At 32.3% G+C, this 13,965-nt stretch carries 12 protein-coding genes; 8 read left to right on the forward strand and 4 right to left on the reverse strand.

Annotated elements, in window-relative coordinates:
* Window positions 1–2: 2 nt before the first annotated feature.
* From AAGV28_RS10430 to AAGV28_RS10440, 3 genes are all read left to right on the forward strand, one after another.
* On the forward strand, window positions 3–1,037 hold the full coding sequence (locus AAGV28_RS10430) for a PDDEXK nuclease domain-containing protein (protein WP_373406753.1): 1,035 nt from the start codon (window positions 3–5) through the stop codon (window positions 1,035–1,037).
* The gene (locus AAGV28_RS10435) at window positions 1,038–2,864 is read left to right on the forward strand and encodes an ABC transporter ATP-binding protein (protein WP_373406754.1); all 1,827 of its coding nucleotides are present in this window, start codon (window positions 1,038–1,040) and stop codon (window positions 2,862–2,864) included.
* 110 nt (window positions 2,865–2,974) lie between these two features.
* Entirely contained in the window at window positions 2,975–3,682 is a 708-nt protein-coding gene (locus AAGV28_RS10440) for a hypothetical protein (RefSeq protein WP_373406755.1), read from the forward strand.
* On the opposite strand, the gene AAGV28_RS10445 is transcribed toward AAGV28_RS10440, so the two are convergent.
* From AAGV28_RS10445 to AAGV28_RS10455, 3 genes are all read right to left on the reverse strand, one after another.
* Window positions 3,679–4,401: a CREC-EF hand family protein gene (locus tag AAGV28_RS10445; protein WP_373406756.1), complete on the reverse strand. Its 723-nt coding sequence runs from the start codon at window positions 4,399–4,401 to the stop codon at window positions 3,679–3,681. The two genes, AAGV28_RS10440 and AAGV28_RS10445, sit on opposite strands and share 4 nt — an antisense overlap.
* Window positions 4,402–4,518: 117 nt before the next feature.
* Window positions 4,519–6,984 (reverse strand): TonB-dependent receptor, encoded by a 2,466-nt coding sequence (locus tag AAGV28_RS10450; RefSeq protein ID WP_373406757.1) that lies wholly within the window; start codon window positions 6,982–6,984, stop codon window positions 4,519–4,521.
* Between the two features lie 11 nt (window positions 6,985–6,995).
* Window positions 6,996–8,690, reverse strand: coding sequence for a M23 family metallopeptidase (locus AAGV28_RS10455; protein WP_373406758.1), 1,695 nt, complete (start codon window positions 8,688–8,690; stop codon window positions 6,996–6,998).
* A 177-nt stretch (window positions 8,691–8,867) separates the two neighbouring features.
* Here AAGV28_RS10455 and AAGV28_RS10460 point away from each other — a divergent pair, with 177 nt between their 5' ends.
* The 3 genes from AAGV28_RS10460 to rny all read left to right on the forward strand — a co-directional run bounded on the left by AAGV28_RS10460 (window position 8,868) and on the right by rny (window position 11,235).
* On the forward strand, window positions 8,868–9,158 hold the full coding sequence (locus tag AAGV28_RS10460) for a hypothetical protein (RefSeq protein ID WP_373406759.1): 291 nt from the start codon (window positions 8,868–8,870) through the stop codon (window positions 9,156–9,158).
* Window positions 9,159–9,166: 8 nt separating this feature from the next.
* Complete coding sequence (locus tag AAGV28_RS10465; protein WP_035660797.1) at window positions 9,167–9,454, forward strand: cell division protein ZapA; 288 nt, start codon at window positions 9,167–9,169, stop codon at window positions 9,452–9,454.
* A gap of 218 nt (window positions 9,455–9,672) precedes the next feature.
* Window positions 9,673–11,235, forward strand: coding sequence for a ribonuclease Y (rny, locus tag AAGV28_RS10475; protein WP_373406760.1), 1,563 nt, complete (start codon window positions 9,673–9,675; stop codon window positions 11,233–11,235).
* A 370-nt stretch (window positions 11,236–11,605) separates the two neighbouring features.
* Here the strand turns inward: rny and xerD are convergent, their stop codons facing one another.
* On the reverse strand, window positions 11,606–12,508 hold the full coding sequence (gene xerD / locus AAGV28_RS10480) for a site-specific tyrosine recombinase XerD (RefSeq protein WP_373406761.1): 903 nt from the start codon (window positions 12,506–12,508) through the stop codon (window positions 11,606–11,608).
* A gap of 387 nt (window positions 12,509–12,895) precedes the next feature.
* Between xerD and AAGV28_RS10485 the strand changes: the two genes are divergently transcribed.
* The gene (locus AAGV28_RS10485) at window positions 12,896–13,459 is read left to right on the forward strand and encodes a porin family protein (protein ID WP_373406762.1); all 564 of its coding nucleotides are present in this window, start codon (window positions 12,896–12,898) and stop codon (window positions 13,457–13,459) included.
* 74 nt (window positions 13,460–13,533) lie between these two features.
* Complete coding sequence (aroQ, locus tag AAGV28_RS10490; protein ID WP_188493812.1) at window positions 13,534–13,947, forward strand: type II 3-dehydroquinate dehydratase; 414 nt, start codon at window positions 13,534–13,536, stop codon at window positions 13,945–13,947.
* The last annotated feature ends 18 nt before the right edge of the window (window positions 13,948–13,965 follow it).

Below are 13,965 nucleotides of genomic sequence, written 5' to 3' on the forward strand. Positions count from 1 at the left end.
AAATGGAAAAATTGGACACAAATGACGCTCCGAAACTATTAAATTCAATTATCGGTTTAATAGACCAAACACGTCATGTTGTTGCCAAAACAGTCAATCAAGAACTGACTTTATTGTATTGGAATATTGGTAAAACTATCAATGATGATATTCTAAAAAACGACAGAGCCGATTATGGAAAGAAACTTATTTTAAATTTAAGTAACGCTCTTTCTAATAGATATGGAAGTGGATTCAACAAGAGAAATCTTCATAGCTTTATAAAACTAAACACTATAATTCAAGACATTACAATTGTGCACACACTGTGTGCACAATTGAGTTGGTCACATATTAGAAATCTTATTTATATAGAAAACCCCATAAAACGAGAGTTTTACATTCAAATGGCAGTTCATGAAAGGTGGAGTGTTCGTACGCTACAGGAACGAATAGACAGCATGCTTTTTGAGAGAACGGCAATTAGCAAAAAGCCTGAGCTAACTATTGTCAATGAATTAAAAACCTTAGCAACCGAAAAGAAAATAAGCCCAGACTTAATTTTTCGAGATCCTTATTTTTTAGACTTTTTAGGTTTACATGACAGCTATTCCGAGAAAGATTTGGAAAGCTCTATTTTGGCACAACTTCAATATTTCATTACCGAAATGGGAAGCGAGTTTGCTTTTTTAGCCCGTCAAAAAAGGATAACTATTGACAATGAAGACTTTTATATCGATTTACTTTTTTATCATAGAGGTTTAAAAAGTTTAGTTGCGATAGATTTAAAATTAGGAAAATTCAAAGCCAATTACAAAGGTCAAATGGAGTTATACCTCCGTTGGTTAGAGAGAAACGAACAAAAAGATGGAGAAAACAAACCCGTTGGTTTAATTCTTTGTAGCGAGAAATCTCCTGAACAAATTAATTATTTAATGCTTGATAATCACGAGCAAATCAAAGTGGCAGAATACTTAACGCTATTACCCGAAAAAAAACTATTACTAGAAAAACTGGAGAAAGCCATAGCTATAGCAGAAAACAATACCCGAAAATAAATGAGTAATTTCAAAAAAATACTTCCTTTTATATTCCCATACAAAAGATACGCTTACTTGAACATCTTTTTTAATGTGCTATATGCCCTTTTTAGCACCTTGTCGTTTATGTCATTAATTCCGATGATGCAGGTATTATTTGACCAGACTAAAAGAAATACAGTAATGCCAACGTATACTGGAATTTGGGAAATTAAAAAATTTGGAGAAGATTATCTTAGTTATTATATCACTACTATCACAGACACTTTCGGTGTAGGTTACACCTTATCCATCATGGTCGCTGTGATTATTTCCATATTCTTATTGAAAAACTTTTGCGATTATATGGCCATGTTTTTTATTACTTTTTTAAGAAACGGAATTTTGAAAGACATGCGTAATGCGATGTATCAAAAAACATTGGAGCTACCTTTATCTTTTTTCTCAGAAAAGAGAAAAGGAGATGTAATTTCTAGAATTTCGGCAGATGTAAACGAAGTACAAACTTCCTTTTTATCCATACTAGAACTTATTGTAAAAGAACCGCTAACTATTATTTTTACCATAATAGCCATGCTTGCCATTAGCCCACAGTTGACATTATTTGTATTCGTTTTTATTCCTGTTTCTGGTTATATAATTTCTATTATTGGAAAACAATTAAAAAAGAAATCCACACGAGCTCAACAAGAACAAGGTATCTTTTTATCTACAATCGAAGAAACTTTAGGCGGACTGAAAGTGGTAAAAGGATACAATGCCGAAAAATATTTTGGTGAAGTTTTTAGAGCATCTACCCAACGTTTTTTTACATTATCCAATAGTATTGGTAATCGTCAAAATCTGGCTTCGCCCATGAGTGAATTTATGGGAATTATGGTTATTGCTATTTTGCTTTGGTATGGAGGAAATATGGTTTTGATTGAAAAAACCTTAAATGGCGCTTCGTTTATTGCTTATATGGGACTGGCTTACAATATTCTTACTCCTGCTAAATCCATTTCTAAAGCTTCTTATAGCGTAAAAAAAGGAAATGCTGCTGCAGAACGTATTCTTGAAATTTTAACTCAGGAAAACCCTATTACCAGCAAAGTAAATGCGGTTGAAAAAAACAGTTTTGAATCCAATATTGACATTCAAAACATTAATTTTAAATACGAAAAAGAAAGCGTCTTAATAGATTTTTCACTTCATATTAAAAAGGGACAAACTGTTGCTTTAGTGGGACAATCAGGAAGTGGAAAAAGCACCATTGCTAATTTATTGACTCGTTTTTATGATGTAAACAAAGGAAGTATTGCCATTGACGGAGTAAACATCAAAGATATGAATTTACAATCTTTACGCGGATTAATGGGATTAGTTACTCAAGACAGTATTTTATTTAACGATACCATAAAAGCTAATATTTCTTTGGGCAAACCAAATGCTACCGATAAAGAAATTATCGAAGCTTTGAAAATTGCTAATGCTTACGAATTTGTAAAAGATTTACCAAAGGGAATTTATACCAACATTGGTGATAGCGGAAACAAACTTTCAGGAGGACAAAAACAACGACTATCCATTGCTCGTGCCGTATTGAAAAATCCTCCCATTATGATTCTGGACGAAGCAACTTCAGCTTTAGATACCGAAAGCGAAAAATTTGTACAAGTAGCATTAGAAAACATGATGCAAAACCGAACTTCAATTGTTATTGCACACCGACTTTCTACGATTCAAAAAGCAGATACAATTGTGGTTATGAAAAAAGGGAAAATTGCAGAACAAGGAACTCACGAAGAACTAATTGCATTAAATGGTGCTTACAACAAACTAGTCATGATGCAATCTTTTGAATAAATAATTATAATTTAACATCGTTTAATTTTAAAATGCCGAATTTAGGTTTAAGATTTCTCACAAACAGAAGATCATTACATCTTTCCATTTTTTATCTTTAAATTATAACAATGTACCATAACAATCTAAATATTAAACTGCCAGAAAACCTAGATACTGTTGTTTGGAAATACCTGGACTTGTCAAAATTTTTAGATTTATTGCTTTCGCAAAAATTATTCATGTCGCGTTCAGACAAATTTGAAGATCAATACGAAGGTACTTTTAGCGAACCTACGTATGAAGAAATCAAGAAATTAGCCATTAATAATCCTGATTTTATTAATTATTACAAAACACATCGGGAAAAAGTAGCTATTAGCAGTTGGCACATTAATGAATATGAATCCTTTGCTATGTGGCAAATTTTTACTCAAAACAGTGAAGGTCTCGCCATTCAATCAACCATTGGGAGATTACAAAAAGCGTTACAGCCTGAAACCAATTTCAAACAATATATTGGCGAAGTCAATTATATCGATTACAAAAAAGAATACATTCCTTTTGATGATTTATTCTTCCCTTTTCTTTTCAAACGAAAAAGTTTTCAATACGAGCGTGAAGTTCGAATTATTACTGACGTTTCTGATAGCGACAGCAATACCAAATTAAATGAAGGCTTAAAAATTAGTGTAGATATTAATGAACTTATCGAAAAAATTTACATTCATCCCAAATCTGAAAACTGGTATAAAAATTTAGTTATCGAATTGATGAAACAATTAGGTTTTGATTTCACTATTGAAAAATCCGATTTAGAAAGCGATATTCTGATTTAAATTGGTTCATAACTTGTTACCTCCCAATCTTTATCTAATAAATGAATGTAATTATAGTGCACTACATCGTTTTTATCAAACTGTCCGTTTTTATTAGTATCCTCAACAGTTCTAAAATACAAACGGTTTTTAGATTCAATTAAATTCCAATCAATCAATTCTTCAAAATTAGCTGAAATCTTGGTAAAATGATTGCCACTAATATCACTCAAATACAACGATTTAATATCACTAGTATCTAATTTTCCGTCTTTATTAGTATCCATATCATACATGGTGTACACTAAAATTTGCTTTTGGGTCTTATCTGCAATTGCTTTTAAATAAGTAGCCGTTAAAATCAAAGCAGGCTTTTTTGTCAAGGCTGTTATCGAATCGGAATCTAATTTTTGAAATTTTAAATTTTGTAAATATCCTGTCAATTCGGAATCACCTAAATTTGAAATCGTAAAACTCAAATCAATCACACTCGAAGAACCATATTTAGCCTTTGTTCCTCGCTCATAAACCCTTAAATCTCCTACAGGATGAATTAAATAATCCGTTCCTTCCATCTGAATAGGTAAATCAGCAATAGCAATCTGAGTGGAATCTACTTTAGTTAATTGTTTATTTCTATTAGAAGAATCATAAATCACTTTAGGCTTTTCTACTTCTTCTTTACAACTCACTAAACATAAGATTGCTAAATTCATCAAGGCTATATGTAGTGTTTTCATAGGAATGTGATATTAAAATATTTTCAAATGTAATGATTTTTAAAAATGGTTTCGATTTTTTAAACTTAATTTATGACATGCTACAATCAAATTCAAACTCCTGACACCAAAGTTTGACTACAATTTAGCATTCAACTTTACATTGAATATTCTTGTAGTCATATAATTAGGTATTGCATATTCGTTTTTAGAATACACGTCTCGCACCCATGTATTGGTAATGGCATTTTGATTGTTAAACAAATTAAATATTTCTAGACCAATAGCTAATTCTTTAAAATTTCCTAACCAATTCTTTTTTGTTTTCATCGAATGGGCCTCTATTAAAACTTTAGAAAATCCAATATCCACACGGCGATAATCATTCAATCGATTTTGATATTGATACGCATCAGCATAAGAAGGCGAACCTCCTGGCAACCCCGTATTATAAACCAAATTCAAATACAATTTCATACTCGGAATTGTAGGCATATAATCCTGAAACAAAACGGCAAATTTGAGTCGCTGGTCTGTTGGCCGTGCAATATACCCCCGACTATTGCTGTTTTCTTCCGTTTTAAGATAACCAAAACTAAACCAAGATTCCGTACCCGGAACAAATTCTCCGTTCAACCGAAAATCCAATCCTTGGGCATAGGCTTTAGCATCATTGTTCGCCGCATAACGCATTCTAACATTATCAATTGTATACGTATTTACATCGCTCAGGGATTTATAATACAATTCCGAAACCAACTTAAATGGACGTTGCCACATTTCAAAACTGTATTCATTACCTAAAACTACCTGAATTGATTGCTGCGCTTTTACATTATCCTGAACTGCTCCAGATGCGGCTCTCAATTCTCTATAAAATGGAGGTTGATAATAATAACCTCCTGAAATTCTAAATATCGTTTCTTTTTCCCAGTTGGGTTTTAGTGCTAATTGCCCTCTTGGACTAAAAACAGTTTGCAAATTCCCCGAAGCATTTGTTCCTGATATTCCCCAATTTTGCATTCTAATTCCTGCTGTGTACCAAAGTTCGGCAGTTGAAAAATTAACTTTAGAATTCCACTGAACATAAGCCGAAAAACGATTGATTGTATTAAAATTAGTGGCAAAAACACTTTGGTACGGAGCCAAAGGCCCAGTAAATGAAGTATTGGGTTGATCCTCTCTAGAAAAATCAAGTATGGGTGGATTAATTGAAAATCCTGCCGAATCGATAACCTCCCATTCTATTAATCGGTCGCGAATGGATTCACGGGTATATTTTACTCCAAACGCTACATTGTTTTGCTTCCAATCATAAAAACCCTTAATTTCGGAATTTACAATCAAAGCATCCAAATCATTTCTGGCATGATTCAGCTGTGTTCCAATTCCATTTGCATAAGATACATCATAGGAATCCGAACCAATTATTGAATTAGCATTAGTTAATGCGTACTGTGCCAAAATATCAAAATGTTCTTGCTCCATAGTATGAAAAACAGAAGTAATGAACTTAAATTTTAAGTTATCAGAAACTTGATAAGTAGTTTTCAAAGCACCGAAATAGGTAGTGTATTTATCCTTTTCCTGACCTTCATAAAACACATTTAACTCCATTGGATTGTCTATAGTCCCAAATCTAGTCTTTCGAGTTAAAGGCTGGTAATTGTATTTATTTTGCGAAATATTCCCTAAAAAACTCCATTGCCATTTATTCGATGCTTTATAATTTAGATTGGTTTGAACATCGATAAAAGAGGGTGTATAATTGGTTTCTGTATCTTGGCTATTGACTAAAAGACTGTTATTTCTATAACGAACTCCCGTAACCGAAGTCCATTTTTTATTTTTTGAAATTGCATCCACGGCAAGGCTTCCGCCAAGGAGACTTGCTTCAAAAGCTGCCGCAAATTGAGTTGGATTTCGATAGGTTATATCTAAAACCGACGATAATTTGTCCCCATATTTAGCCTGAAATCCTCCTGCCGAAAAATTGACATTTTGCACTAAATCAGTATTCGTAAAACTCAAACCTTCCTGTTGCCCGGAACGAATTAAGAAAGGACGGTAAATTTCTATATCGTTGACATAAACCAAATTCTCATCGTAACTTCCTCCTCGAACAGAATACTGTGTACTCAATTCATTATTCGAATTGACTCCTGCTAAAGTTTTCAAAACATTTTCGATTCCTGCATTAGCTCCTGGTAATTTCTTTATAATTTCAGCCGAAATGGTTGTAATTCCTTCAATTTGGCTTCTCTTGTCTTTTGAAACAACAATCTCACCCATTTGTTCTTCGAACTCATTCATCACCAAATTCAATTCGTAATCAGAAATACTTTTTAACACTAATGAAACAGTAACTTTCTTAAATGTTAAATGACTAAAAATCAGATTTATTTTTTTATTTACAGGAACTTTTATTACATAAAAACCTTTGGTATTAGACAGCGTTGTATGTCCTAAAAACGAAATATTGACATTACTTACTGGTCGATTTTGAGCATCAAGCAGCGTTCCTTTCACCCTAACTAATTGTGCCAGAGAAGAAAAACTTACCCAAAACAGAATAAAAACCCAACCTAGCTTATTATTATTCAATGTATCTCCTATTATTTTTGACTTCTAAAAAACTGAGTCTCAAATGTTTTTGAATTCCCCACTTGGTCTGTTACAATTACTTTTAAATTGTTAGCACCTTCGGCTACAATTCCATCACTAAAATAATGAGTTATTTTTCTAGTTTTAGTATTGTATTCAAATAAAATCCAGTTTCCATTTAAATATCCGTTGTATGATTTTATACCCGATCCAGTGTCGCTTATTGAAAGTTGGAGCGTTTTATCATTACTCAACCACCGTCCTTGAATTGGTTTTACCACGCTAATTATAGGTGGTGAATTATCAATCGCCAAAGTATATTTTCCTAAAGTTCGCACTCGGGTGGTAAATACATTTCCTTTTACGTTAGTCCAATTATAACCCAACCTTCCATTAGCACCTAAATTAGCAATATATACTTTACTTTTTTGTTCATCCGTATATTTATCACTCTCAATAGCTATTTCAAAATTAGAATGTGCTGGAACTGTATCATCGTGAAGCGTTAGTATATTTCCATTTACAGCAAAATTCATGGAAAAATCTTCGTAAAATGTTTTTGCAGGAAATGTTACTGTCATATTATCTTTCGAAAAAATATTTTCTTTTTGCGCTTTTACAAAATAATTCGAAATAACGGCTTCTTGCTCTACAACTGAACTGGAAGCATCAAAACCAATTGGAATAGTTACGGTAGTGGTATTCCCAAAAAAATCAGCCACCTCAATTCGATACACTAAATTGATGTTAGGAAGCACATTTACAATTCCATTAGTCCCATCTGTTTTTATAATACTTAAATTATAAGGCGTACTCATAAAAAGTTTTTGAACTCGTTGGTAAGTTTTTTTGTACCGTGAATAATCAATCAAAGCATTTACATAACGCATCTCATCAAATCCATAAGTATCAAATTGATATCCAAAAGAAGTTTTTCCGTTCAAAAAAGACTGTACCTTATAAATGCCATTTTTATTGAACGAATTATTATCATAATCATCGGCTGTAATTCCAAAACCAATAGCGCCATTAGCCAACACTTTATTGGCTAAATAAGTTCCATCTTTTTGTAAACTTAGATTCAGCAATAAAGGACGCTTGGATTTATTAGCAGTTGAACCTGACAAAGGATAAACGTAAACAGCAGCTATCACGGGGGTCTTGGTATCTTTTATAAATTTATCAAAACCAAAAAGCATTGGATTGATAATTTTCTCTGTTTTAGTATCTCTAAATTCAAAATGCAAATGCGGGCCTTCCGAAGAACCTGTATTTCCTGAAAGCGCAATCACTTGTCCTTTTGTGACGACTAATTCATTTGCTTTTGGAAACATTTCAATCTCAAAGTTTTGATCTTTATAATGCGTTTTCTTGATGTAATTTTCAATTTCACCAGAGGCGGTTTGTAAATGACAATAAACGGTAGTATATCCATTAGGATGATTAATGTATATCGCCTTTCCATTTCCAAAAGGAGAAATTTTAATCCGGGAAACATACCCATCAGCAGCAGCATACACTTTTAATCCTTCTCTTTGTAAGGTTTTAAAATCAAAACCCGCATGAAAATGATTGGGTCTTAATTCTCCAAAATTCCCCGACAATTGCGTTGGAATGTCTAAAGGAGCTTGAAAATAATCTTTTGGATAGGTAGTTTGAGCAATAACTACTCTAGAAATCAATAGGAAAAAAAGGAAAAATCTCATGCGTATCGTTTTTGCTAATATAAAAAAACTAATTTGGAATACTTTATAAAAAAAGTTTTTTTGTAATCAATTACAGTACAACATTTTGATTATTTTATAATAAAAAAACCAATAAAATATTGTAATAATAAAAACTAATACTAAATTTGTAATATTAAGTAATGAATAGGATTAATAATGAGTGTAATTGCAGAAATAATTGATACTCTTGAAAATAAAGTTGGAAAACTTATTCTAAAACTAAGAAATTTAGAAAAAAACAATCAAGATTTAACTATCGAATTAAGTAAAGCTGCTCAAATCATACAAAAACAATCCAGTGAGATTGAAGCGTTAAAAGCGCAGTATGAGACACTTAAAATTGCCAGTTCATTATTGGGCAGTGACGAAAACAAAAGAGATACAAAGCTTAAAATAAATTCATTAATTCGGGAAATTGATTACTGTATTGCACAGTTATCAGATTAGTATAAACAATGGACGAAAAGCTTAAAATTAAAATATCAATTGCAGACCGGGTGTATCCATTAACTGTGGATCCTAGTCAAGAAGAAGGACTTAGAAGTGCTTCTAAAAAAATTGATACGATGATAAAGCAATTTGAAGAGAATTATGCTGTTCGCGATAAACAAGACGTTTTAGCCATGTGTGCTTTGCAATTTGCATCACAAGTAGAGCAAAAACAGATTGACAATGCTATCAATGGTGATGAAACCATCGATAGAATTCAAAAAATTAATGCACTTTTAGACGAAAATCTCTAAAAAAACAACGACGTTCTTTAACAACTAAGATACTGCCTACATTAGTTCATAATTTGGTAAACTCAACACTAACAATTTAGAATGAGCGAATCATCGTTACTATAGCAAGCCAATTCAGTTTGGAAGCTTGAACAGCGAGTTAGCTCAAAACTTGTCTTTACGAGTTTATACAAACAACTAATGTAGGCTTTTTTTTATATATAAATTTTTAAACAAACATGGACATATTAACGATTATTATTTCGGGAATTATAGGTATTGCAGCAGGTTTTATTATTGCTAAAATCATAGAAAAAAGCAACATCTCTAATCTTATCAAAAATGCTAAAAAAGAAGCCGCTTCAATATTAAAAGATGCCAATCTAGAGGCTGAAAACATAAAAAAAGATAAAATTCTTCAAGCAAAAGAGAAGTTTATTGAATTAAAATCAGAGCATGAACAAGTGATTTTAGCTCGTGACAAAAAAGTAGCAGAAGTAGAAAAAAGAACAAGAGACAAAGAATCTCAAATTTCTAATGAACTATCTAAAGCTAAAAAAATCAACGACGATTTTGAGAAAAAAACGGCTGAATTTGAAGCTAAAATTGAAGTTTTAGACAAAAAACAAGCCGAAGTAGACAAACTACATAAAAGCCAGCTACAACAATTAGAATTGATTTCTGGTTTATCTGCCGAAGAAGCCAAAGAGCAATTAGTTGAAGGTTTGAAAGCAGAAGCGAAATCTAAAGCAATGTCTCATATTCAAGACACAATCGAAGAAGCTAAATTAACGGCACAACAAGAAGCTAAAAAAATCATCATCAATACCATTCAGCGTGTAGGTACAGAAGAGGCTGTAGAAAACTGCGTTTCTGTATTCAATATCGAATCGGATGATGTAAAAGGTAGAATTATTGGTCGTGAAGGAAGAAACATTAGAGCGCTTGAAGCAGCTACAGGTGTTGAAATTATTGTTGACGATACTCCAGAAGCGATTATCCTTTCTTGTTTTGATCCAGTTAGAAGAGAAATTGCTCGTTTGGCTTTACACAAATTAGTAACTGACGGACGTATTCACCCAGCACGTATTGAAGAAGTGGTGGCTAAAACAGCCAAACAAATTGACGACGAAATTATCGAAGTAGGTAAACGTACCGTTATCGATTTAGGAATTCACGGTTTACACCCAGAATTAATTAAAGTAGTAGGACGAATGAAATACCGTTCTTCTTACGGACAAAACTTATTGCAACACTCCCGTGAAGTTTCTAAACTTTGTGGATTGATGGCTGCTGAATTAGGATTGAATGTTAAATTGGCAAAAAGAGCTGGTTTATTACACGATATTGGAAAAGTGCCAGATACTGAAAGTGATTTACCTCACGCTTTATTAGGTATGCAATGGGCTGAGAAATATGGTGAAAAAGAAGAAGTTTGCAACGCAATTGGTGCGCATCACGATGAGATAGAAATGAAATCTTTATTGTCTCCAATTATCCAGGTTTGTGATGCTATTTCAGGAGCAAGACCAGGTGCAAGAAGACAAGTATTAGATTCTTATATCCAACGTTTGAAAGACCTTGAAGAAGTAGCTTACGGATTCAATGGTGTAAAAAATGCTTATGCTATTCAAGCGGGTAGAGAATTACGTGTAATTGTAGAAAGTGAAAAAGTTTCTGATGACAATGCAGCCACTTTATCTTTTGAAATTTCTCAAAAAATCCAAACTGAAATGACTTATCCAGGTCAGGTTAAAGTAACCGTGATTAGAGAAACGAGAGCAGTAAATATTGCTAAATAATCCTCACCCCAACCCTCTCCAAAGGAGAGGGAGGCGGAATAAAAAATCCAAATTCCAATAATCATAATTGGGATTTGGAGTTTTTTTTTACAAATGAATTTTGGAATTTGGAATGGATCAACGCTAAATGTTGTGGAGAAACATAAAAACCATACGCTCTAATTATTTTCTACCGCAAAGAGCGCAAAGATTTTCAACGAAGAATGCTTCTAAAAGCACAAAGTTCACAAAGCTAAGTCAATAGAAAACTTTGCAAACTTTGCCTTTTTATAAAAACTAAGGGTAAAAAACTTAGCGCTCTCTGCGGTAATTTTTTTTCTAACTCCACAAGTTTTTGTGTTGACCCTTCGGAATTTAAAAAATTGGAATTTCACTTCCCTTTTCTCGGATGAAAATTATTGATCACTTCGGTTAAAAATTTTCTATCCAAATGCAAATAAATTTCGGTAGTGGTTATGGATTCATGTCCAAGCATTAACTGAATCGATCTTAAATCGGCGCCATTTTCTAAAAGATGTGTCGCAAAAGAATGCCTGAAAGTATGTGGACTTATTTTTTTGGTCAAACCAATTTTAACGGCTAAATTACTGATAATGGTAAAAACCATAGCACGAGTCAACTGACCTCCTCTTCTATTCAAGAACAAAGTATCACTAAATTCTTTTTTTGCAGGAACATTTATTCTAACATTTTCTTTGTAAAGAAGAATGTATTTTTGAGTCGAATGAGCAATTGGAACAAATCGTTCTTTATTTCCTTTTCCTGTAATTTTAATAAAGCCCTCATCAAAAAACAAATCGGATATTTTAAGCGAAACCAATTCTGATACCCGAAGTCCACAGCTATACAATGTTTCTAACATCACTCTGTTTCGTTCGCCTTCATTAGATCTTAAATCAATAGCCAAAATTAGCGCATCTATTTCTTCAACCGCCAAGGTATCCGGTAATTTCCTACCCGTTTTAGGAGCTTCAATTAACTCCATTGGATTATCTTTCCGGTAATCTTCGAAAATTAAATAGCTAAAAAAGCTTTTTAAACCTGAAATTATTCGAGCCTGAGATCGCGCATTCACTTGGCTAGAAATAGCATAAATAAACTGTTGAACAGTTTCCTCACTAATTTTTAAAGGAGAAACCTCTATTTTATTATCAGTAAGAAATAGACACAATCGCTCAATATCAAAGGAATAATTAGTAATTGTATTCTTTGATAAACCACGCTCTATTTTAAGATAGGATTGATAACTTTGAATATAGAAATTCCAATTCATACTACAAATAAACGACTTTTATAAACATAAAAAACCTCTTTCCAAAAGAGATTTTTTATGTTTTAAAACAACAAAGACTAATAACCTCCATCGACTTAAATTCCTAAATAAGTATGAGAAGCACTAGATGATTTTCTCTGAGGTATTTTGAAAAATTGACTTGAGAATAAGTATTCATCAAAAAAAATACAGCAATAGCAGCTAAAATAATTTTATCACCTTATTAGTGATGTCTCTTTTTCAATCAAAGAATTAAAAGCATAAGTTTTTTCGTGATTTATAAAAAATAGTTCAACCTTTAAAATAGAAATTTATTTAAAAACACAATAAAATGAACCATTAACTGTTTTATATTTACAGTCTCAAATTATAACTAATAAATCTATTATGAAAAAATCATTTTTAATTACTATCATGCTTTTTAGCATAACAGCAGTATTACAAGCACAGTCCATTCGATTTGGTTTAAAAGGAGGTATCAATTATGCCAATCAAAACGGAACTGAGATTACTGTAAACGGGGAAAACTATGATTCTGAAGCTATCACAAGCTACCATGCTGGTTTAGTTGCAGAAATTAAACTAATAGACCGTTTTGCAATTCAACCCGAACTTTTATACTCAACTCAAGGTGCATCTTACGAAAATGTAACTGACGAATTTAAAAAAGAATTAGGGTATCTTTCTATCCCTGTATTAGCAAAAATCTATTTAAGTAAAAGTTTAAGTTTGGAATTAGGACCTCAAGCTTCTTTCTTATTAAGCGAAAGAAAAAATGTGAATTTTGAAGATTCTGAGACTTTTGAATTTGCAGCTGTAGGTGGACTGGGACTAAATATCACTAAAAACCTATTCATTCAAGCGCGTTATGGACTCGGGTTAACAGAAGCTTCTAAAAACGCTGATGTTAAAAATTCTACATTTCAAGTATCAGCTGGTATCATGTTCTAAAAAAACTTAGAAAATATAATTAAAACCGTCCCGATAATTCGAGACGGTTTTTTATTTTTACAAAAAGATATAAAATGAAAATTAGCATTATAAACGGCCCTAACCTAAACTTATTAGGAAAACGCGAACCTGAAATTTACGGAAGTTTAACTTTCGAAGAATATTTTGAAGAAATAAAAAAGAAATTTCCTTCCATCGAATTCACTTACTATCAAAGCAATATTGAAGGAGAATTAATTGATAAAATACAGGAATTTGGTTTTTCTTATGATGGGATTATCCTGAATGCTGGCGCTTACACACATACTTCTGTTGGAATTGGCGATGCGGTAAAAGGAATCACTACTCCAGTAGTTGAAGTGCATATTTCTAATACTTTTTCAAGAGAAAGCTTCAGACATCAATCTTATATTTCAGGAAATGCTAAAGGAGTTGTCTTAGGTTTTGGTCTAAAAAGTTATGATTTGGCCATTCAATCCTTTTTGTAAATCAATTAAGAAGATAAA

The organism is Flavobacterium zubiriense, assembly GCF_041729725.1.
GTDB lineage: Bacteria > Bacteroidota > Bacteroidia > Flavobacteriales > Flavobacteriaceae > Flavobacterium > Flavobacterium zubiriense.